Here is a 21,117-nt window from a genome sequence, read left to right on the forward strand (position 1 = left end):
CTGAAGCGGCCATCACGTTCGTATCCCGCCTCCGTATCTCAATAGCTGGGTCTTTCCGCCAGCGCGAGGCGTGACGCGACGGTCACGCCCAACCTCTTCTTGCGAAAAGCCGCACTAGCGGTTCTCTTCCACGAAACGTAGTGAGAAAGCCGCTACAAGAAAGGCGATGCCGCCAGCGACGACGGCCAATGACGCGTCGTTCGCGAGGAGATGCTTGACGATGGGACCTAAGCCCAGCGAAGCCACGATCTGTGGGATGACGATGAAGAAGTTGAATACGCCCATGTAGAAACCCATCTTTGTCCCGGGAATCACGTTGGACAGCATGGCGTAGGGCATAGAGAGTATGGATGCCCAGGCGATGCCCACACCGACCATGGAGACGAGAAGCAACTCTGGCGACGATATGAAGTTTGTGGATACAAGCCCAACTGCTCCGAGAGTCAGGCAAACCGTGTGGATCCCTTTAGCGGAGAAGCGTTTGGTGAGGGCGATGAGGGCGAAGGAGAAGAGGAAGGCGATGAAGTTGTAGGCGCTCAAGCAGACGCCTGCCCACTCGACGCCCTTCTGGTAATCGGCATCTCCCACCACGCCGCCAAAGAGTCGCGTGGCCACCGCGGGCGTGAAGTACAGCCACAGGCAGAACAGGCCAAGCCAGGTGAAGAACTGGGCCACGGAAAGCTGCTTCATGGCCTTGGGCATGCTGAAGATGCCTTGGAAGATTTCGGAAAACATGTGACCGACGCCGGCGGACTTTCGTTTTTCCTCCTCGAACGCCTCAAGGTCCGCGGGTGGCTTCTCCTTGGTGGTCAGCACCGTGTAGAGCACCGCCACGAAGAAGATCACCGACCCGATGTAGAAGGAGAGCTTCACCGAAAGCGGGATGGCGCTGCCTTCAGCCGCTCCACTCGCTAGCCCGAACACGTTGGTGAAGAGCCATGGCAGCGAGGACGCGGCGACCGCTCCCAGTCCGATGAGCAGCGACTGCATGGCGAAGCCGGTCTTGCGCTGGTCTTCGGGCAGCAAATCGCCAACGAAAGCGCGAAAGGGTTCCATGGATACGTTGACCGAAGCGTCGAGGATCCAGAGCAAGCCCGCCGCCATCCAGAGCGATGACGAGTTTGGCATGGCGATGAGGGCTAGACTGGCTAGTACGGCTCCGACGAGAAAGTAGGGGCGGCGACGTCCCAATCGCGTCCAGGTACGGTCGCTCTTGTATCCGATAATTGGTTGCACCAGCAATCCCGTTATGGGGGCGGCCAGCCAAAGCAGGGGGATCTCGCTCTCCTCGGCCCCGAGGTATTGATAGATGGCGGACATGTTCGCCATCTGCAGCCCCCAGCCGAACTGGATGCCGAGAAAGCCAAAGCTCATATTCCAGATCTGCCAAAACGAAAGACGCTGTGATTCCATGGAGGCGGGGTTGTTTGTCCAGGGTGGGGGCGTTGAAGGAGAGTCGATAGCGCTTTTCATAGGAAAACTCAAACGGCGGGTTGAACGGGAGCTTGGGGGGTGGTTTTGCGAGCTTTGCGAGGCGACATTTTTGGAGGGATGACCGACGAGCGGGGCGGGGCGCTGAAGTCGCGCTGCGCCGTGTCGTCGATGCGATGGTAGCGTCGGTGACGTTTTTGGTACGCAGGCGCGTGCACGCGCATCAGCTCGTCTAGTTGGGTCCGATCCAAGCGCCACTGCCAGTTGCCCGTGGTGGTGCCGGGTCGGTTCATTCGCGATTCGGATCCGAGTCCTAGGATGTCTTGAAGGGGCAGCACCACGAGACGGGCCACCGAACCGTAGGCGGCGTCGATAAGGCGGTCGCAACGCGGGTGTTCGTGCAGATCATAGTAGTCGAAAACGCTTCGACGCGTTTCGCCCTCCAAGTTGTCGATCCAGCCCTGCGTCGTATCATTGTCGTGGGTACCGGTGTAGACGACTTGATTGAAGGAAAAGAAGTGGGGCAGATTTACGTTGTTGTCATCGTGGCCGAATCCGAACTGCATGATCTTCATGCCTGGGTATCCGGTGGCTTCTCTGAGCTTGAAGACGCGACGATTGATGTAGCCCAAATCTTCGGCGATGTACTTGCCGCCTGGAAGCGCGTCCTCGATGGCCTGGAAGAACTCAAGGGAAGGGCCGTCCTGCCAATGTCCCCGGGACGCGTCCATGGCGTCGGCGGGCACCACCCAATAGTCTTCGAAGCCGCGGAAGTGGTCGAAGCGCAGCACGTCGAACAGCGTCAAGCTCGCTCGAATGCGATCGATCCACCAGCGGTAGCCGGTGCGAGCGAGGTGTTCCCAGTCGTAGAGCGGATTGCCCCAGCGCTGGCCGGTGGAGGAAAAGTAGTCGGGAGGAACGCCGGCCACGGAGTCCAGGCGTCCGTCCTTGTCCATGAGAAAGTTTCTTCTTCTGCTCCAGGTGTCGGCGCTGTCCAGTGCCACGTAGATAGGCATGTCGCCGATGATTTCGACGCCTCGCTGATTGGCGTAGCGTTTCAGGCGCCCCCATTGGCTGAAGAAGAGGTATTGGTAGAAGGTGTGGCGGGACTTCTCGATCCGGTCCCATTCCGTGGCGAGCTGTTCGGCGGCGGCGCTGGGACTGCGGAACTGGTGCGGCCACTCCGTCCAGGACTTGTGATCGAAACGGTTCTTGAAGGCCATGAACGTCGTGTAATCGTCGATCCAATACACGTTTCTCTCGATGAATTCGCTGAAGGATTCGCTGTCCGGCAAGCGGAAGCTTCGCGAGTCGAAGCGATCGTGGGCTCGGGCCAGCGTATCCCAGATGCGATGGTAGAGGGCGCCGTAGTCGACCTTCGACGTGGGCAGCGTCTTGTGAGGGAGGATTTCCTCCGCTTTGAGCAAGCCGACTTCCACTAGCTCCTCTAGGTCGATGAAGTAGGGGTTGCCGGCGAAGGCTGAAAAGGACTGGTAGGGGGAGTCGCCGTAACCTGTCGGCCCGAGGGGACAGACCTGCCAGTAGGAGAATCCCGCTCGAGCGAGGAAGTCGACGAAGCGGCGGGCGTCTTTGCCCATGTTGCCGATCCCGCTTGAGCTGGGGAGGCTGCTGACATGGGCGAGAACTCCGGCTTTGCGTGAGTCGAGCCAGCTGGATGATGAACTGCTCATAAGGATTCTTGGGAAAGGAGCTTCCTTGTGTGTCGAAAATTTGGATACTTCTCCAGCCCTTGTTTGACTCGGCTGGTCTGGGAAAGGGAGCGCCGCCCGTTTGCGAGAGCGGCGCTCGGCGAGTGGTTGCGAAGGCTCGGGAGAGGCGTGGCGTATCTGCCACGCCCGACCTGTCGACTCTTCGATCTAGAACTTGTAGGCGACTCCTACCGAGTACTGGGCGCCCCAGCTTTGGTAATCTTGCACCAGGCGGTCGTCCTGGTCGCCTTGGGTGGCGAAGAGCGGCTCGTCGGTGAGGTTGTATCCCTGAAGGATGAGGCTCATGCCTTCGAGGGCTCCGCTTTGGAAGGCGTAGCTGACTTGGGCGTCGACCACCGTTTCCGGCTGCAGGCTGCGGAAGGTTTCTCCGCGAGGTCCGAAGGTCGAGATGTCGCCGCGGTACTCGGAGCGGTAGCGAGCGCTGAGGCGGGCGGAGAAGCCGCGCTGGTTTTCGTAGTACACGGTACCGTTAACGACTTGCTCGGAGAGTCCGGGAATCGGCTGGGATGGGTTGCCCGGGTCGGGCTGAATGGAGCTTTCTGTGAGCGATCCACTGAGCGTCATGCCGAAGCCGCGCAGGCTCTCGGAGAGTTTTTCGCCTGGAAGAGAAAGGGCCAGCTCCAAGCCGCGCAGGCTGCCGCCGCTACCGTTTTGCGGAACGGTGTTGTAGCCTTGGTAGATCGCCGGGGTGACATCCGAAGCTCCGGTGGAGTAGCCGGTGAAGTCCCAAAGAATTGGCTCGTCGAAGGTGTAGCTGACGAGGTCCTTGTAGAAGCCGTTGATGGCCCAGTATCCCATTCCGTCCTGGAAGTACCTTTCGTAGGTCAGATCGATGGAGTTGGAGCGCCAGGGCTCGAGCTTCGGATTGCCGCCATTGGCTTTCCATGGGCTGTTCGTGGGATCGGTGGAGTTGGCTAGGCTTGGATTGAACTCGTAGGTGGAGCCGGCACGCATGTCGCGCATCTCCTGGCGGGCCAGCTGGCGGGCTACGCTGAAGCGCACTGTGCTGCGCTCGCCCACCGCGAAGTTCAGGCTGAGGCTGGGCACGAAGTCGGTGTAGTCGTGGGAGTCGGTCACGTTGAAGGTGGTGACGCCGTTGGTGGCGAGTCCGCTGGACTCCTGCTCGGACTGAATGACCTGAGCCCCGAGGAAACCGGTCACTGGCACGTCGCCCCAGCTGGTGGAGATGCCCATTTGCACGAATCCGGTGGTGATGTCTTCCTGGATCTCCCAGTTCTCGGAGACGTAGGCGGGGTTGTCGTTGGGGATCTCGTCGTAGTAGCCGCTCTCGTAGAGGGCCCGAGCGTCGTAGCTGGGCATGCCTTCGATGCCGATGAAACTGAGGCTGGTGGTGCCGATGATCTCAGGCAGCGGGGCGCTGGTGGCGCCGTTTGGCAAGGCGAGGAAGAATCCTTCGGTGCCGTCCGGGCCGGCCTCGATCTCCCACTTGTTGCGGGTGGTGTAGGCCACGCCGCCTTCGAAGCTGCTGAAGATGCCGCGGTCGATGTTCTTTCCGACTGACAGCTTCAGTTGGTCGAGCGAGTCCTTCGCTTCCGGTCCCTTGAAGAAGCCGACCTGGCCGCCTTCTACCGCTCCGGAACCCCATCCCTGGGGACTGGCGAGCATGATCTGGCTGGCGTCGGTGTAGTCGAGCGTAGGAGTGAAAACGGCGCCGGCGCCGCCTTTGAGCGAGAAGCGCATGATGTCCTCGGTGCCGTTCTGGTTGCTGGCGAAGCCGGAGTAGGTCTCCAGCACGTTGTCCTTGCGCTCGACCTGGGAGGTGCTGAGGTCGGCGGTGAAGAGCCAGTTTTCGCGCGACTCGTCGCCAAGCTTGATGTTCCAGCCCGCGTTGAAGACTTCCGCGTCGCGCCAGACGATGTCGTTGCGCATGACGCCGTAAACGTTGCTGTATACGCCTTCGGTGACGAGTCCGTCCTCGACCACTTCCGAGCCATCGACGAACTCGGCGGAGCTCCAGGCAAGCGGGATTTCGATGCCGCGCAGGTACTGCGTTTCGGAAAACTCCGAGTAGAAGAGGTCGATCTTGGAGTGAAAGCTATCGGATGGACGGTTTTCCAAGACGCCGAGAAAGCTCTCGCGGTCCAGGGTGCTGGAGCGCACGAAGGGCTTGGCCCCGCCTAGGATGTAGACGTCTCCGTATTGCTCGGTTTCAGCGATAGGATAGCCCCAGGCATTCCATTGCTCTCCCTGTCCGGGTTGGTCGGTCTTCACGTACCCGAAGGCGATGCCGGTCTTGCCCTCCTGGTCGAGCTGGTCGATGTAGTTGAGGGAGTAGCGGATGCCAGCGTCGTCGGCCTCCGGATTCAGTTTTCCGAGGTCGGACCATTCGTAGAATAGGTTGGCGGCGACGGTGCGCTTGCCGTGCTTGAGCGGGCTGACGGTGGCCATGTCGATAGTGCCGGCCAGACCTTGGCCGATGACAGTGGCGTCGGCGGTCTTGTAGACGACCACGCCATTTAGTAGCTCCGCGGGGTATTGGTCGAACTCTACGGAGCGATCGCTGCTGGTGCTGACCTGCTGACGACCGTTCAACAAAGCGGTGCTGAAGTCGCCAGTGAGGCCGCGGATGACAATGCCCTGAGCTCGGCTGTTGACGCGCTGGCTGGTGAGGCCCGGGAGACGGGCGAGGCTTTCGGCGATGGAGGTGTCAGGCAGCTTGCCGATGTCCTCCGCGGAAATGGCTTCCACAATGACGGGTTTGTAGCGCTTCACTTGCGTCGCTGCGGCGAGGCTGCCAGCGTAGCCGCCAGTGACCTCGAATGCGTCGAGCTCGAAAACGTCGTCGGCTTTGGATTGGGCGAAGAGCGTTGGTGAAAAAGCGAGGCCAATGGCGCTGAGAACGGCCGCGCTTCGCGTAACAGCTAGGGGTGTCTTGGATGACGCGAATCTAGTGTGCATAATCTGATTGATTTCCTTGGTTCGATGGCGCCTCGCCGGTTGAATGAGCCCTGGTGATGTGGGTGGGCTCTGGGAGCCGGATGGGGCGCCGATTGGGTGGGGGTACCAGAGCGACGCTGGCCAGGCGTGACTTGCTCCGATGCTATTACTAAACGCGACTCGTCTCTCTTTAGCCAACCGGAAGCTGGGGAGAAAACAGATATCGATAGGACAAAACCTAGATGGAAAACAAAAGGTGTAACCTCGGTTGATCGATGGGTTTTGGTGTTCACGGATTCGTAACTATCAGGATATCAGGTGAAAACGAAAATCCCTCGCCGCTTTGGCGAGGGTTGGGGGCGGACAGGATCGGAGCCGCTGGACAAAAGGCTACGACAAATTCGCTGATATGGTTATCTCGATTTAGGAGTGATATAGGGCCTGTTTTTGATGACGCATTGGCGAAGCGGTTTTACATATTGGTAGGGCGTGACCGTGGCGCTACGCCTCGTCTTAAATGCGAAAGGTCCGGGACGGCGCCCGGACCCTAGCTCTGAAGGATGCTAACGATTGAGTTCGATGATCAAGGCGCTTCTCGCATCGATCTGAAGCTCGCTCTTCAGTTCGAGCTCCTCGCTGGTGGGAACTCGTTTTGCTTGGCTGAACGTTTTCAGCACCTCCTCGAATCGGGAGAGCGTCAGCGCTTTTGACTCATCGTTGCTGTTCACGACGGTCATGATGGCTTCGTTTTCCAAAACTCGAAAGTAGACATAGATGCCGTCTTCGGGGGCGAAGTGAAGGAAACTCCCGCTTTGAGCCGCTTCGCAGGTGGCTCTCCAGTGGTTGAGAGAATGGGTGAAGGCGAGTATCTCCTTCTCTTTCGCGGTGCGTCCTTTTTCTGTGAATACGCTTCGCTCATCGTCAGGCCAGCCGCCGGGCATGGTTTGACGCCAGGCTTCATCGTCGCCCCCGCGATCTTCGTGGCCCATCATGAGCTCGGTACCGTAGTACACGACAGGGATTCCTCGGCTGGTGAGGAGGATTTGGTAAGCTATCTTGAACAAATCCTCGTCCCTGCCGAGCTGCTCGTAGATGCGTCCCATGTCGTGGTTGTCCAGAAAGATGATGTTGTGATTGGGATCCGAATACAGGGCGTCTTGTGAAAATAGATAATACAAGCGAGTGATGCCGGTTTCCCACCCGAACTCCTCCATAAGTCCATTTCGGACCGCAAAACAGTAGGGGAAGTCGGTGACCGAAGGCAGGTGGGACTGATACCCATCGTCAATGCCTGGGAGGTCCTTTTGCCAATAGGCTTCCTGGGCGACGGTTTCCACCCAGGCTTCCCCGACGATGTTGAAGTTCGGATAGGCGTCGGTGATCTCTTTGGCCCAGCGTGCCATGTAGTCTGGATACGGGTACAGATAGGTGTCCATGCGAATGCCGTCGATACCGCTGTACTCGATCCACCATATGGTGTTTTGAATCAGATAGTCCGCCAGCAATTCGTTGCGCTGGTTGAGGTCGGGCATGTAGGGAACGAACCAGCCTTTTATCAGTCGATCTTTGTCGGCCTGAGAGGCGTAGGGGTCCGAGGGGATGGGACCGCGGAAGTTGGTGTATCCATATTTCTCGACATCATGCACCCAATCGTTGGTGGGAAGGTCGGACATCCACCAGTGGTCCAGTCCGATGTGGTTGTGGATCATGTCCATGATGACTTTCATGCCGCGCTGATGAACGTCGTCTACGAGCTGCTTGTACTCCTCGTTCGTCCCGAGTCGTCGATCGACTTGATAGAGATCGGTGGCCGCGTAGCCGTGGTAGCCACCGTAGTCGGGAGGGGAGTTGTTCTCGAAGGTTGGAGTGAACCAGATGGCGGTCATGCCTAGGTCGTCGATATAGTCGAGATGGTCGCTTATGCCCTTCAAGTCGCCTCCTTGGCGCTTGGTCGGATCGCTGCGGTCGACGCCTTCCATCAGGCCTTCGATCTCGTCGTTTTCGATGTTTCCGTTAGCGAAGCGATCGGGCATCATCAAGTAAACCAGATCGCTGGAGTCGAAGCCCTGATGCCGGTCGCTATTGTCCTCGCGTTGCTTCAACTCGTAAGGGATTTTGACCTGGGAATCTTGATACGTGAGATTGATCTGCAGCGTGCCGGGCTTGGTTTCTGGACCGATCTCGAGATAGAGGAAAAGATAGTTTCTCGAATCGACCGAAAGCTGCTTGGTCAGTCTGACGCCGGGGTAGTCGATCTCAGCCCTGAAGGGGCCAATATTGGGAGCGTATATCTGAATTTGCAGAGTGGATACAGGCATGTCGGTCCACCAGAAGGGCGGCTCGACGCGTTCGATCTTCCCCCAAGCTGCGATGGGAAGCAGAGCGATGGCTAGCAGGGTGCAGAGATTCGGTTTCATTCGATTGCGGAGAGAGGGTTAACGAGTGAAAATCTTGAACTGCCAGGCGTCGAGCTGGAGCGAGGCGGGGTTTGAAAGCGTGACAACGCTTTCGGAGTCGAAGCTCTGGAAGATTCCGTGCAAACTATTGCTTGCCGAGAAAAACGCAACCGGTCGGTCGGTGAGATTCGCAATCACGATGACTTCGCTTTGCCCGTAGGTGCGGCGGAAGGCGAAGATGTGTTCATCAGCCGTAGTTGGAATGCGCTGGAAAGCTGCGTCGCTTCGCATAGCGGGAACGGTTTCCTTGAGAGTGGTCAGGCTCTTGTAGAAGGCCGACTCTGACAAGTCGGACCAATCGATCGGATCGCGTTCGAAGAATTCCAGACGCTTCGATAGCCCGGCCTCTTGTCCATTGTAGATAAGCGGAACGCCCGGAAGGGTGAACATGAGGACTTCGAAGGCTCGTTTCGCTGGGCCCATGCGTTCGGCCGTCGTGCCGTTCCAGCTGTTTTCGTCATGGTTGGTAACGAAGTTTAGCAGGTGAGTGTCGTGCGGGAAGTAGATGGTTTGCCGATTGAGCTGATCGAGGATCTTCGAAGCTGGCTCCTCGCCGCGGGCGATGCTGTTAAACACATGGTGCATGGGCCAAGCGTAGGAAGAGTGGAAGCTCTCCACGTTGAGCTCGGGCGATTCTGCTTCAGCCAGAAGATAGACATCAGGCTTGGCTTCGCGGAGAGCCATGGTGGCATCGTTCCAGAAATCGACCGGTACTCCCGCCGCATAGTCGCACCGAAAGCCGTCGATATCGTATACACTTACCCAGTACAGCATCTCGTTTTTCATGATCTTCCAAAGCTCCTTGTTTTGAAAATCGAGCTGAATGACATCGGTCCAATCCGTGCCATGAGGCGGCACGAAGCTGCCTTGGGAATCCGTTTCGTAGAAGTCTGGATTGCTTTTCGTCCATGGATGGTCCCAAGCGGTGTGATTGGCTACCCAATCGATGATGACCTTCATCCCCCGATCGTGAATGGCATCGACCAGCGAATGAAAGCTCCGCTCGTCTCCAAACTCTGGATTGATGCCTCGATAGTCGGCCACCGAGTAGTAGCTGCCCAGCGGGCCTTTGCGATTGATGGCCCCGATCGGGTGGATCGGCATCAGCCAAATGACGTCGATGCCCAGATCTTGGATACGATCAAGCTGCTGTTCCACGGCCGTGAAAGTTCCCGATTCGGAGAATTGCCTCACATTCAGTTCGTAGATGGTGGCGTTTTCGATCCAGTTGGGAGAGGCGGGAGCGGTTTCAGTGAAAAGCGGAACGCCAAGCTCTTCGGGCGGATTTGCCCAAGCGAGGAAGTGTAAAGCGCACGCGATAGCTGCTGAGACGAAGAAGCGATTGACCGTCATGGTGATTCTAGGGGTTAAGTTAGGCGATGATACAAGCCGAGGTACGCCTTATATTACGAAGCACGCCTCTATAAAATCTCGCCATCAAACTCTGGGAGAAAGCCAAACACGGTAGGACAAAACTTAGGTCGCCGATCGCTCACCTGCTCCGAAATTCGTTTCCGCCGAGCTCTCCGCCCAGTCGAACCGCCGAACGTGGTCTCGCCGATCGCCTAGCTTTTCCGATTGGGTGATTGGCGCTGTTTTCTCGCGATTAGCGCAGTAGAAGTTGAAGGACGATTAGCGCAATTGCGATGGCGCTGAAGCAGGTGAGAAGCGAGATCGTGGTTCGCGGAGAGGGCCGCTGCAATTGCTTGTGATGCGTGCCTTTTTGCGAGAGGGCGACGAGTCCCGCTATGCTCACCAGGAAGCCGCTTAGGTTCCACCAGAGCCAGCTAACTTGTGGGAGGAAGAGCCATAGGGCAACGTTGGAGGCGATGCCGGCGCAGAGCGAAAGCACGGAGTGTCGTGGGCGGATGCCACCTCTTGGGAGGAGTAGGAAAACGAAGCAGGCAAGGATCGGGCCATTGAAGGCGGAGCTTACGGCGTTCACTAGAACCAGAACGGTGGCTTGCGAGCCGCTGAACAGGATAGCGAGCAAGCAGCAAAGCACGCCGAAGACGAGCGTGAAGCTGCGGGCCCGCTGCAGCGGGTTACGAAAGCCAGGCAGAGGAATGCGTCGCTCCTTGAGAAAATCGTTTTCCAGAGCGGCGCTCATGGAGTTGATGTTGGAGTCCAGACTGGACATGGCCGCCGCTAGGATGCCGGCCACGATGACTCCTTTGAGACCGGTCGGCATGTATTCGATGATAAAATACGGAGCGATGAAATCCGGGTTCGTTCCGACCATCTTTTCCTGAAGCCAGCTTGATTCCTGGTAGAAGAGTCCTAGCAGCAGCCCGAATGCGCAATAGGTGAGCACAAGCGGAAAGCGCAGGCAGCCATTCAGAAACACCGCCTTGCGAGCGGTTCTCATATCGCGGGCCGCAAGCAATCGCTGAGCCTGGCTTTGGTCGCATCCATAGTAGGCGAGGTATAGAAAGAAACCACCGATGAGCATGGGCCAAAGGGTGTAGGAACTGTCGCTGGTTAACCCAAAACCGCTCGTATCCAGAACCTGAAGGCGGCTGGGGTCGAAGTTAGTTAGACGTTCCGAAGGCGACTCGATCAAGGTGAGCAGATAAGCGCCACAAGCCATGGCGCTTAGCCAGAGGATGATCAGCTGAATGATGTCGGAGTAGATATCTGCCTCAATGCCTCCGATGGTGGTGTAGAGCATGGAGAGACCACCGACAATCAGGATGGCGGTCAATAGTTCCGTCTCCAGACAGACCGCCACCACAACCGACATGGCGTAGAGCGCGACTCCGGTAGCCAGACCACGTCCGCTGAGGAAGAGCAGACTCAGCGTCTTTCGGGTCGGAGCGCCGAGACGTTTTTCCACAGCTGAGAAGATGGTGACGACTCCGGGCTGTTTGTAGGCGCCAACCAAATACAGGATCCCAATCGCAGCCAGAGGGACCGCCAGTTCATACTGGAGCCACTTCAAGCCGCCACCCTGTTTGATGGCGATGAACGCGGGAGCTCCGATGAGGCTGATGGCGCTGCATTGCGTGGCGATCATGGAGCCGGCGATCGTCCAGGAGCCAAGCCGATTGCCAGCGAGATAGTAGTCGCTCTGCGCTTTTTGGCGGGCGCCCAACCAAAGGCTGAGTCCGATCATGCCCGCGATGTAGAGGGTGACAACGATCCAGTCGAGAGGGGCCATGCCCGAGGCGCAGCAGTATTTGCGCTAGGGGGGGGCTTCGCCGCGTGGGTGGTTTCTTTTTGCTCTATTTCCGCAAAGAGCAAGACGGTGACTACGAAAACGAAGGTGGCGGCTTGGTGGTTCGTCCCCTGAGGTAGCGGGGCTTTCCTGCTACCAGGCAAGTATCTCGCGAGCAACTTTGCGTCCGGAGCGTAGCGCACCCTGGATCGAACTGGAGAATCGATAGTCGCCGCATAGCCATACGCCGCTTTGGTGGCGGAGGGCAGCGGTTTCGAACGGAAGGTCGCCCGGGCGCTGACGGGGAAGCGCTCTGGGAATGTGGTAGGAGCGAAGGAAGGTGAATGACTGGGCTGTTTCGCCAAACCATTGGACCATTTCAGATTTCAAGGAGTCCGGTTCCGCTTCGTGTATCGAGTTGGTGGAAACGCAGATCAGAGCCTTGCCGTCGGGGGCGTAGGATGGAGAAATGTCGCTCGGCACGCAGAGGTTTTGGATCAGCCCCTTGCCGGAGGCGTTCAGCGCGATCATGGGACGCCTTAGCGGCGAATGGTCTGCGGCGAAGTAGCTGCAGCGGGCGCTATTCCAGGGGCGTTTAAGTGAGTCGTCGTTGCCGAGACGGCTTGCTTCGTCCATGTCGGTGGCGACCACGACCGCTTTTGATCGCAGGCTGCTTCCGTCGCTAAGGGTCACGCCATTCTCTCGTATCGCTTCCACTGGAGAGTTCAGTCGCAAGCAGCCAGCGGGCAGTGAGTCGGCGAGCTGCTGTGGGATGGCTCGCATGCCGTTAGCAGGCAAAGCGGCGTGGCCCCGTCCGAAGCTTTTGAATACGAAATCGAACATGCGTCCGGAGCTCGCTAGGTCGGGCTCGAGGAAGATGCCGCAGAAGAACGGCTTGAGAAAGCGCTCGATCATCGTTTCGGAGAAGTCTCGCTGCTGTAGCAGCTCCAGGCTGGAGCGCTCTGGCGATTGGTAAATCGCGTCATCCGCTTGCCGAGCAAGGCGGAGGTTGAGCTTCCCGATGCGCAGCTTGTCCCCGAGAGAGCCAGCGGAGCTGGCAAGCGAGCTAAAGGCGAGCTCCGGTTGACGGATTGGATCGGCCACTGTCTCCAACTGGGATCCGTTCCATAGGTGCGCCCCAGGGGCGAAGGTTCCTAGGTCGAGCTTGTCGTAGTCGAGCAGGTCGCGGCATTCCGAATAGTCGGTCAGCAGCACCTGGAAGCCGCGATCGAGCAGAAAGCCTTCGTGCTGATCGGTACGAAGGCGGCCGCCCACCCGATCGCTCGCTTCGAGCGTGAGCAGGCGCTTGCCGGCTCTGGCTATCTCGATCGATGCAGCGAGGCCCGCTAGGCCAGCGCCTACAACAATGACGTCGTATTCAACTTCTGGGTTCATAGGTCGATTCGGTTGGGTTGCGGCCTAGTTTCCGTCTGCGGCGGCAGCGATCGGAGCAATACTTCACCTGCTCCCATGCTTCGGCCCACTTTCGTCGCCATACGAACTCCCGTTCGCAGACTGGACAGCGCTTGCTTGGCAGTAGCGACTTTTTCATGCTCTAAGGCTGGATGTCGATTCCAGCAATCGAGGAAGCTGTTTTTTCATGGTGAAGAATCCCCCGGTGGCATAGGGGTAGAGCTCGTTTTCCCACCACTCCCTGTAGGTTTCGATCTGGTAGCCTTCAGCTTCAAGCAGAGGGCGATTTTCCTTCCACCAATCGCCCCAAGGCCCCGTCTGCGGCTGCCGGAGTACGATGGTCGCCAGCTTGTGCTGTTTCGCCCATGCGATGATGTACCGAGCGGTTGTTGTTTCGCTACGTTCCACCGGGGCGAGATTCGCATCGCGTAGCCTCTCGATCTGATCGTTCAGCGAATGGCTTCGAAACGTTTTCACGGTATCGGCGATTCCGTAGGCGGCGTAAATGGATTTCGGATACAGGGCGAGAATGGCCTTGCTGCGGGGGATCCGGCTAACGGAGCCGCCGAGGTCTTCATCCAGCAGCAAAAGACCGGCAGTCGCGAATCGAGGTTCGTCCGGCTGCAGTAGCGGCTCGACAAGCTGCAGCGCAGCGGGGTGAAACGGTTCTGGCGGCGTTGCCCGAGTCGCCAGATTCTCGACTGGACTGAAGCGGGATTCGGTATAGCGATCGATGTTGCTGGGTCGCGCCAGGTAGGTTTTTCCTTTTGTGTGCAGCCCAGCTACCCACCTCCACGAGAGGGTGTTGGAGGCGGGATCCCCATCGAGCAGATGCCGGAAAAAGAGGTCCGCTCCGAGCTGCCAAGGCAGACCGAGAGTGAAAATCCAGATGCTGGCGAACCACATGCGAGCGTGGTTGTGCAGGTAGCCCGTTTCGTAGAGTTCGCGTATCCAGAAATCGAAGCAGGATATTCCGGTGTTGCCTGCTAGGGCGGCTGCGTAGTCGGGGTTGCCCTTGTATTGCTCACCTAGACGTGGGAGCTGCTCGCGATACTGCTCCCACAGGTCGGGATGGTTCTCCAGATAGCCCTTCCAGTAGGTTCGCCAGAAAACCTCTTGGATGAACGTTTCGGCGCTGCGGTAGCTATGGCGCCCGAGGATGGCTTGCGAGACCTCCCATTCGCTCAGGAGCCGGTTGCGCAGGTAGGGCGAGAGCGTGGAGACGTTGCTGCGATCGGCCGGACCGAGATCGTAGTTTCGCCGAGCGCGGTAGGTCGAGCCGGCAAGAGGTATGAAGCGCTTCAGCTTGAGCAGACCCGCCTCTCTCGAGGGATTGAATTGTTTTAAGCGTTCGAGCTCCGCTGCTATCATATGCTGTCAACGAGGCGACAGCCGGTTCGAATTCCGAAAAGTTCTCGCTTGTTTCGAGTTCTCGTGCGTTTCGCGTTTAGATTGTCGCAAGTGCGCTTGCCTAAGCGCCCCTGAGCTCTGCGAATAGCGCTCTGTAGTCGATGAGCGACTACGAAAGGAGATTCGTTCGCCTTTAGCCTGGCGCCTCGCTCTACACGAGAGCGATAGCCAGTACTAGGGAAACGATCGACATGACGGTGCTGAGGATGACGATGTTTCGCGCCATGACTCCGTCGTTGTTGAGCATTTCAGCCAGCACGTAGGAGAAGACGGCGGTGGGGCAGGCCAAAAAGATGACCGCGACCTTTAGGCTGATGGGATCGAGTCCCAAGGCTTTGCCCACGAAGTAGCCCAGCAGCGGACTAAAGGCCACGTTGATCAGTGAGGCCACCGCCGAGAGGCCGATTTGCCCCTTGAGCTCCTCGAACTTCAAGCCAGCCCCCAGCCCGATGAGCGCCAGAGGTAGAGCCAGCTGCCCGACTGCCTCCAAGGAGCGGAAGATCATGACAGGGATGGTGATGTTCGCGAGATTCAGGGCGAACCCGATCACGCAGGCGAGGATAAGCGGATTGCTGATGCCGTGGCGCCAGATGGCTCGGAGGGGACGCTCTGTTCTCCCTTTCGAGTGTAGTATCAAAAGCGCTACGCCGGTGACGTTGTACACGAGGATGCAGATGCCGCTGGAGAACATGCCTAGGTCGAGGCCCTCCTGGCCCAGCGCGAAGAAGATCACGGGAAAGCCTACGAAAGCGAGGTTGCCACGATAGCATCCTTGGATGAACGAGCCAATGGAGTCGCGGGGAACCTTGAGCAGGAAGACGAACAGGTATCCGAGCAGTACGGTTGCCCCGATCGCGATGAGCAGCGTATAGAGAATGCCGATACCGGCTTCGGTCTTCAGGTCGATCTCCGCCACCTTGTAGACGAGCAAGGCGGGCAGTCCCCAGAAATAGGTGAGGCGATTGAGCTCTTTGAAAAAGCCTTGGGCGAAGAAGCGGGCCTGCGAAAGGGCTTTGCCGAAAGCGATGAGAATTAGAACCGGTACGATGCTCTCCAATACGACCATGATAGAGGTGCCCTAGCAGCTCCTTGGCAATCTGGCGAGCAGGCGATGGGAAAACCGCTCCACCGGTAGGGCGAGTCGTCCGGATGCGCGCTCGGCCGAGCTCCGGTTCGTATCAAGCCGACGGAAAGCGCGGCGCGGTCAATCGGTGAAGACGATCGCCACCGCCTTCACGTTGTAGATGAAGGTTTCGTTTAGCTGGCTTCGCTCCTCCTCGATTTCGATAATGGCGTCGGCCCCTTGTTCCCGGGCGAGCTGCTGCAGGCGGGGGAGGGCTTCGGCGAAAGCGGATTTTATGAAGAACGTCTTCTCGAGATGCACGTTCAGGCGAGCGATCTCTTGGTAGTCGCGGCTGGGTAGCTCCTCGCGGAAAACGTCCACTGCAGCGTCCTTCGGCTTGGCAGGGTAGCTGACCGAGCCGATGGGAAAGACGGAGTTCTGCACGCTGGCGCACCCCGCCAGCGAGAAGAGGAAAAGCAGACAGGCCGCGCCGATGAGCGTGGAGCGAGGACTATTCGAGAGCATGAACGATCGTTTGAGCGACCTCTTCGTTCCACAGTTTTTGTCCCACCAAGCCGACCATGGTCTTCTTGGTTTTCACGGTCACTTCGCAGGTTCCGTCGCCCATGTCCACGATGTCGACGAAAAGCTTTTCGCCGCCGGATCCCACTGCCAGACCTACCTTGTTGGGACGCTTGCCCTCGATTGCCGTCTTGTTGTTTTTCTTGATTTTGCAGCCGATGCTGGCGAGGGCCTCCAAGGCGGCTTCGCGTACCTGATCAGGCGTCGCGGCGACGGTCACCATGGTGGTGTTGCGCTTGCCGTCTTCTTCGGACTGTTCAGGAGCCTCCTCATCTTCGGCGTTCTTGTTCTTGGCCGAGAGTTCGCTGGTGGAAAAGCAGAGGGTGAGGAGGAGGGAGAGAGCGAGAAGAAACGACGTTTTCATCTTTGTCATGGGGTTGAAGGAAACGCGTTCTCCGACCTGGAAAACGCGTGTATCGAGAATCTGAATAATCCGCAGCAGATATCAAGCACATAGATGGGGACGCGCGCATTGGCTGCCGGGGTATTGGGAGACAAAAAGGAAGGCTGCCGCAACTGGACAGCCTTCCCGGAAAGCGATGCGATCGACCGGCCGTTAGCTGTTCTTTTTCAAGGACATCAGGTATTTGGTGACGGCGATGGCGTCATCCTGGTCGAGACGAATCGTAGGCATCGGAGGCAAGGTGGGACCGAGACCATGAGGACGTTCCCCGGTCATGAGAAAGGTTATCATCGAGGCTTCGTCGTAGTGCGGCGGCAGTCCGGCTAAGTTGGGAGCGAGCGGCGCCCATGGCATGGGTACGGTCGCTACGAAAGCGAGCGGCGAGCCGGTCAAGTCCTTCCCTTCCAGGAACTGCCCATCCGGTCCGCGGGGCGAATGGCAATCGATGCACATCGCTACGCTGTGGACAAGATAGCGTCCTCTTTCGACTTGTTCGCTTTGGGATGAGGACGAGGTTTTGCTAGTGGGCGCGCTCTCTGAGTAGAGCGGATTGATTGAAGCCCACGCGAGGAGAAGCAGCGTAAACGCAGCTGGGCGCGACAGGAGACAAGTTTTGGTTTTCATGGTGTTGAACGTTTTCTGAACAGGAAAGCATTGTGTAATTGTAAACGAACTACGCTAGCCAGCGAAGCAAGGCGTCTGTTCGGTCTGCGTTGCCAGACTCTCGAGAAGGGATACGACGGGCGATTGCTCGCTTTCCGATCGTATCGCCTTGCCGAGCCGTTTCGCGTTTCGGGAGAAGCTTGGTTCGTCGATCAGTCTACGAATGGCGTATTCGATTTCGGATACGCTTGATCCAGCCTCGAGTTTGAGCCCGGCTCCGCGCTCCACGACGCGAATAGCGTTGTTGTTTTGATCCCGACCATGCGGGATGATGAGCAAAGGCAGGCCGAAACTGAGGGCTCTCATCACCGTGCCATGGCCACCATGCGTGATCACAAGCGCCGCCTCCTTCATCACTGCGTCGTGGGAAACGCTTTTGACGAAATGGGCGTTTTTGGTGGATCGGAGGGATCCGGGCTCGATTTGTCCCAGAGTCACCAAGGCTCGGATGGAGAGAAGGGAGCAGGCGTCCACCACCTTTTGCAGCGCCGCGGCGTGGTTTTGAAAGGTCGTGCTGAAGCCGACCAAGGCCAATGGCCGCTGGTCTTTTTTCGTCCAAGGCGATCTCCAGCTACGCGTCCCGCCCAGCTCGTCCAGCTGCGGGCCCACGTAGCGCAGCTTTTCAGGCAGAGCGTCGACGGGGAAGTCGAAGGCTTCGCTTGTGCCGACCAGAAAAAGAGCCACGGAGTTGATCTGGTCGGTGACGTGGTCTAGCGGGGCGAGCCCTAGTCGAAGTCGAGTCGCGTTGTAGGATGAGAGTCCGGTATCGAACAAGGCGATGGTTCCGGCCTTGACGGCCAGGTGCAGAGCTCGGTCTTCGTCCGTCTTGGCGGGTGGCAGCCCCGGTCCGAAGGCCGGCATGCCGGGAAAGGGATAGAAGCAGAGGTTCGCCGAGAAGACGGCTGTCCGTTGATCACGACTCTCGCAGGCGGCCATCACGCCGAGCAGCATTTCGCTGGTCACGACCAGGTCCGCTGGTTCGCGATCCAGCTCCTCCAGCAGGTCTTGGGCGTAGTCGCCCGCCGGAGCGACCATGATCTTGTCCATCAGCCTTTGAATGCCTTCCTGTGGCGAGTTCGCTTCCCAGTCCTTCACTGGACAGGACGCGGGCGAGCCATCGGGGCGATTCGGGGCCCGCCGCCAGGGCATGAAGGCGATTCTGCGGTGCTCTAGGGTCGCTTTGCGGGCGCTTTCGTCGCACATGAAGCGGACGAGGTGTCCGCGGTCAGCTAGCTTACGAGCGACGGTCAGGGTGGGAGCGACGTTTCCGCCTCCCTCCCAGGTCGTGAAGAGGAAACGCATCGGTTTCCCTTGAGTTGCGGTTGTATTCATACATTTGGCACAAGAAAAAGACGTTCGCTCGCCCGCGTTCAGCTGTGTTCCAGAGCGGCATGGATCAGGGTGCGGCACACGTTCTTAAACTCGGAAACTGGTCGCTTCATGTCGCGTCTGAGCAATTTCCAAACGTAGAGGTCGGTGGCGACGACGAGCGCATCCAGGCGCTTGCGGCGTTTCGCGGGGCTGGCATGGGTCAGCTCATTGGTGAAAACGGATTCCAGCCACTCGCGATGGCCATGTCTCCCTTTTTCAACTACAGGTTGGATCGCTTCGTGACGGTCCTCCTGATTGAGGAAGCGAAGAATCAAGTCGCCCACCGATTCATAGTCGTCAGCCAGGGCTTTGACGGTGAAATCCACGTCGCCCTGCCGCACTGGCCGACGCACCGCGATCTCGTCGCCCAGCTGCTTGATCGCCGCTTCCAAAAGCCCGGTCTTCCCTCCGAAGCGGCGAATCACCGTTTGAACCGTGACGTTGGCGTCCTGGGCTACGGAGTCCAAGGTGATATCCTCGTACCACTGGTCGCCAAGGCGTTTCAGGAAAGAGGTGACGATCGTTCGAGCGGTCTCGGCGCTGGCCCGAGCCCGCGCTCGCTGGCGGTAGCTCCGCTGCTTCTGCTTTTTCTCCACCTCTTCTTTCATGTTAGTACGAGTAACATCAAAGGCGCCTTCGTCAAACTTTATGTTAGTAGGATTAACACGAAAGTGCTTTGACCTAGTGAAAGCCCCGAGGAGCGGGGACTGAGCATTGGAGCGTGGCGGGGGCGGTTTTTCGTGGAAGCGTCGGGTGGCGGGTGGCGTTTCGCGTGCGATATAGCAATGGAACAGGCTTGCTTTGAGCGGTGGCGCTTTTTCTATCGTGGAATGCCTGAGTCCGAGTCGAAGCGCCCTCTATACATTCCCTACGCGGGACCCGTTCTGCTTGAAGTCCCCTTGCTCAACAAGGGAAGCGCCTTCACTGAGCGGGAGCGTCGGGAGTTTAATCTGGAAGGATTGCTGCCGCACAGCATTGAGACGATCGAGGAGCAACGGGATCGCTCCTACCTGCAGTTCAGTCAGCTGACCTCGCGCATGGAGAAGCACATCTACTTGCGCGGCATTCAGGATACCAACGAAACGCTCTACTACTCCCTGCTCACTCACTACCTGGTGGAGATGTTGCCTTTGATCTATACGCCGACGGTAGGCGAGGCTTGCCAGCGCTTTTCGGAGATCTACCGGCGCAAGCGAGGCTTGTTCATTCGCTACGAGGATCGGGATCGTATCGATCGCATTCTGCGCAACGCGACGCGCAAGCGAGTGAGCGTGATCGTAGTGACGGATGGGGAACGCATTCTCGGCTTGGGCGATCAGGGCATCGGAGGTATGGGGATACCGATCGGAAAACTCGCGATCTATTCCGCCTGCGGGGGTATCAGCCCAGCCAATACGTTGCCCATCACGCTCGACGTGGGTTGCGACAACGAGGAGCTGATCAACTATCCCATGTACATGGGAAAACGCTCGCCGCGGGTGCGAGGCGAGGCGTATTTCGATTTTGTAGACAAGTTCATCAAAGCGGTGAAGGACCTCTGGCCGGACGTCCTGCTGCAGTTCGAGGACTTCGCCCAGCCCAACGCCATGCCGTTGTTGAAGCGCTACCAAGACGAGCTGTGCTGCTTCAACGATGACATCCAGGGGACGGCTGCGGTAGCGGTTGGCACCATGTTGGCGGCTGTGGCCCGAAAGGGCGAGAGCCTGGCGGAGCAACGTATTTGTTTCGTGGGCGCGGGATCGGCCGGCTGCGGGATAGCGGAGCATCTGGTCGCTCACCTTCGGTCCGAAGGCTTGTCCGAGGCGGAAGCCAAGGGGCGTATCTTCATGGTGGACAAGGATGGACTGCTCACCTCCGACATGAAGGGGCTGCGGGACTTTCAGGAGGAGTTGGCGCAGCCAAGCTCGCAAGTGGATTCCTGGCGTGACGAGAAGGGCCAGGTGCCGTTGATCAATGTGATCAAGCAGGCGCGTCCGACCATACTGGTAGGCGTCTCCGGCCAGTTCGGTCTCTTCAAGGAGAACCAGATTCGTTTGATGGCTAGCCAGATCGAACGGCCCATCATTCTTCCGCTCTCCAATCCGACCAGCCTTGCGGAGGCGACCCCGCAGGATGTGATCGCCTGGACGGAAGGCCGCGGCATCGTGGCGACTGGAAGCCCCTTCGATCCGGTTAACTACAAGGGCAAGGTGCATCAGATCTCTCAGTGCAACAACAGCTACATCTTTCCCGGCATCGGGCTAGGGGTGCTGGCCAGCAAGGCGCGTCGGGTGACGGAGGGCATGCTCATCGCGGCCAGCCGTACCCTAGCGGATAGTTCGCCGCATCAGAGCAACGTCGGAGCCCCTTTGCTTCCTGCTCTGGAAGAGCTGCGCGAGCTCAGCCGCCTCATCGCTCGTCGCGTTGCCCGGCAGGCCATGGAGGACGGAGTGGCCACCGATCTGACGGAGCTGGCCTTGGAAAAGGCCATAGACAAGGTGTATTGGGAGCCGAAATACAGGCGCTACGAACGGACCTCGCTGTAGGTTCCGAATCGAACC

General features: G+C 58.5%; 16 protein-coding genes. 1 reads left to right on the forward strand and 15 read right to left on the reverse strand.

The genetic code is table 11. The features are described 5' to 3' along the window. Nucleotides 1–114: 114 nt before the first annotated feature. The 15 genes from QEH54_RS07755 to QEH54_RS07820 all read right to left on the reverse strand — a co-directional run bounded on the left by QEH54_RS07755 (nucleotide 115) and on the right by QEH54_RS07820 (nucleotide 19,185). Nucleotides 115–1,413 carry an MFS transporter gene (locus QEH54_RS07755; RefSeq protein WP_309018083.1) on the reverse strand — a complete coding sequence of 433 codons (1,299 nt, stop codon included), beginning with the start codon at nucleotides 1,411–1,413 and terminating at the stop codon, nucleotides 115–117. A gap of 68 nt (nucleotides 1,414–1,481) precedes the next feature. After that, nucleotides 1,482–3,122, reverse strand: coding sequence for a 4-alpha-glucanotransferase (gene malQ / locus QEH54_RS07760; RefSeq protein ID WP_309018084.1), 1,641 nt, complete (start codon nucleotides 3,120–3,122; stop codon nucleotides 1,482–1,484). 186 nt (nucleotides 3,123–3,308) lie between these two features. Continuing rightward, on the reverse strand, nucleotides 3,309–6,080 hold the full coding sequence (locus tag QEH54_RS07765) for a TonB-dependent receptor (protein ID WP_309018085.1): 2,772 nt from the start codon (nucleotides 6,078–6,080) through the stop codon (nucleotides 3,309–3,311). 542 nt (nucleotides 6,081–6,622) lie between these two features. After that, entirely contained in the window at nucleotides 6,623–8,476 is a 1,854-nt protein-coding gene (locus QEH54_RS07770) for a glycoside hydrolase family 13 protein (protein ID WP_309018086.1), read from the reverse strand. Nucleotides 8,477–8,494: 18 nt separating this feature from the next. After that, the gene (locus tag QEH54_RS07775) at nucleotides 8,495–9,868 is read right to left on the reverse strand and encodes an alpha-amylase family glycosyl hydrolase (RefSeq protein ID WP_309018087.1); all 1,374 of its coding nucleotides are present in this window, start codon (nucleotides 9,866–9,868) and stop codon (nucleotides 8,495–8,497) included. A gap of 253 nt (nucleotides 9,869–10,121) precedes the next feature. Continuing rightward, complete coding sequence (locus QEH54_RS07780; protein WP_309018088.1) at nucleotides 10,122–11,675, reverse strand: hypothetical protein; 1,554 nt, start codon at nucleotides 11,673–11,675, stop codon at nucleotides 10,122–10,124. 150 nt (nucleotides 11,676–11,825) lie between these two features. Beyond that, nucleotides 11,826–13,067: an NAD(P)/FAD-dependent oxidoreductase gene (locus QEH54_RS07785; RefSeq protein WP_309018089.1), complete on the reverse strand. Its 1,242-nt coding sequence runs from the start codon at nucleotides 13,065–13,067 to the stop codon at nucleotides 11,826–11,828. Continuing rightward, the gene (locus tag QEH54_RS22910; RefSeq protein WP_345785641.1) at nucleotides 13,051–13,224 is read right to left on the reverse strand and encodes a DUF2256 domain-containing protein; all 174 of its coding nucleotides are present in this window, start codon (nucleotides 13,222–13,224) and stop codon (nucleotides 13,051–13,053) included. The genes QEH54_RS07785 and QEH54_RS22910 overlap by 17 nt, the downstream gene beginning before the upstream one ends. After that, a complete protein-coding gene (locus QEH54_RS07790; protein WP_309018090.1) occupies nucleotides 13,221–14,456 on the reverse strand; it encodes an FAD-binding domain-containing protein in 1,236 nt (411 codons plus the stop codon). The genes QEH54_RS22910 and QEH54_RS07790 overlap by 4 nt, the downstream gene beginning before the upstream one ends. Nucleotides 14,457–14,646: 190 nt before the next feature. Beyond that, nucleotides 14,647–15,561, reverse strand: a complete 915-nt coding sequence (locus tag QEH54_RS07795) for an AEC family transporter (RefSeq protein ID WP_309018091.1) — start codon at nucleotides 15,559–15,561, stop codon at nucleotides 14,647–14,649. A 138-nt stretch (nucleotides 15,562–15,699) separates the two neighbouring features. Beyond that, a complete protein-coding gene (locus QEH54_RS07800) occupies nucleotides 15,700–16,083 on the reverse strand; it encodes a hypothetical protein (RefSeq protein WP_309018092.1) in 384 nt (127 codons plus the stop codon). Further along, nucleotides 16,070–16,513, reverse strand: a complete 444-nt coding sequence (locus QEH54_RS07805; protein WP_309018093.1) for a hypothetical protein — start codon at nucleotides 16,511–16,513, stop codon at nucleotides 16,070–16,072. Before QEH54_RS07805 ends, QEH54_RS07800 begins: the two co-directional genes overlap by 14 nt. Nucleotides 16,514–16,696: 183 nt before the next feature. Next, nucleotides 16,697–17,167: a hypothetical protein gene (locus QEH54_RS07810; protein ID WP_309018094.1), complete on the reverse strand. Its 471-nt coding sequence runs from the start codon at nucleotides 17,165–17,167 to the stop codon at nucleotides 16,697–16,699. Between the two features lie 54 nt (nucleotides 17,168–17,221). Beyond that, complete coding sequence (locus QEH54_RS07815; RefSeq protein WP_309018095.1) at nucleotides 17,222–18,538, reverse strand: nucleotide disphospho-sugar-binding domain-containing protein; 1,317 nt, start codon at nucleotides 18,536–18,538, stop codon at nucleotides 17,222–17,224. A gap of 38 nt (nucleotides 18,539–18,576) precedes the next feature. Further along, nucleotides 18,577–19,185, reverse strand: a complete 609-nt coding sequence (locus tag QEH54_RS07820; RefSeq protein ID WP_309018096.1) for a TetR/AcrR family transcriptional regulator — start codon at nucleotides 19,183–19,185, stop codon at nucleotides 18,577–18,579. Between the two features lie 222 nt (nucleotides 19,186–19,407). Here QEH54_RS07820 and QEH54_RS07825 point away from each other — a divergent pair, with 222 nt between their 5' ends. Next, on the forward strand, nucleotides 19,408–21,102 hold the full coding sequence (locus QEH54_RS07825; protein WP_309018097.1) for an NAD-dependent malic enzyme: 1,695 nt from the start codon (nucleotides 19,408–19,410) through the stop codon (nucleotides 21,100–21,102). The last annotated feature ends 15 nt before the right edge of the window (nucleotides 21,103–21,117 follow it).

Source organism: Pelagicoccus sp. SDUM812003 (genome assembly GCF_031127815.1).
In the GTDB taxonomy this organism is placed as follows: Bacteria; Verrucomicrobiota; Verrucomicrobiia; order Opitutales; family Opitutaceae; genus Pelagicoccus.

Coding starts and splice junctions, on each gene's coding strand:
- QEH54_RS07755 (WP_309018083.1), bottom strand. CDS start 1,413: ATGGAATCACAGCGTCTTTCGTTTTGGCAGATCTGGAATATGAGCTTT.
- malQ (WP_309018084.1), bottom strand. CDS start 3,122: ATGAGCAGTTCATCATCCAGCTGGCTCGACTCACGCAAAGCCGGAGTT.
- QEH54_RS07765 (WP_309018085.1), bottom strand. CDS start 6,080: ATGCACACTAGATTCGCGTCATCCAAGACACCCCTAGCTGTTACGCGA.
- QEH54_RS07770 (WP_309018086.1), bottom strand. CDS start 8,476: ATGAAACCGAATCTCTGCACCCTGCTAGCCATCGCTCTGCTTCCCATC.
- QEH54_RS07775 (WP_309018087.1), bottom strand. CDS start 9,868: ATGACGGTCAATCGCTTCTTCGTCTCAGCAGCTATCGCGTGCGCTTTA.
- QEH54_RS07780 (WP_309018088.1), bottom strand. CDS start 11,675: ATGGCCCCTCTCGACTGGATCGTTGTCACCCTCTACATCGCGGGCATG.
- QEH54_RS07785 (WP_309018089.1), bottom strand. CDS start 13,067: ATGAACCCAGAAGTTGAATACGACGTCATTGTTGTAGGCGCTGGCCTA.
- QEH54_RS22910 (WP_345785641.1), bottom strand. CDS start 13,224: ATGAAAAAGTCGCTACTGCCAAGCAAGCGCTGTCCAGTCTGCGAACGG.
- QEH54_RS07790 (WP_309018090.1), bottom strand. CDS start 14,456: ATGATAGCAGCGGAGCTCGAACGCTTAAAACAATTCAATCCCTCGAGA.
- QEH54_RS07795 (WP_309018091.1), bottom strand. CDS start 15,561: ATGGTCGTATTGGAGAGCATCGTACCGGTTCTAATTCTCATCGCTTTC.
- QEH54_RS07800 (WP_309018092.1), bottom strand. CDS start 16,083: ATGCTCTCGAATAGTCCTCGCTCCACGCTCATCGGCGCGGCCTGTCTG.
- QEH54_RS07805 (WP_309018093.1), bottom strand. CDS start 16,513: ATGACAAAGATGAAAACGTCGTTTCTTCTCGCTCTCTCCCTCCTCCTC.
- QEH54_RS07810 (WP_309018094.1), bottom strand. CDS start 17,167: ATGAAAACCAAAACTTGTCTCCTGTCGCGCCCAGCTGCGTTTACGCTG.
- QEH54_RS07815 (WP_309018095.1), bottom strand. CDS start 18,538: ATGAATACAACCGCAACTCAAGGGAAACCGATGCGTTTCCTCTTCACG.
- QEH54_RS07820 (WP_309018096.1), bottom strand. CDS start 19,185: ATGAAAGAAGAGGTGGAGAAAAAGCAGAAGCAGCGGAGCTACCGCCAG.
- QEH54_RS07825 (WP_309018097.1), top strand. CDS start 19,408: ATGCCTGAGTCCGAGTCGAAGCGCCCTCTATACATTCCCTACGCGGGA.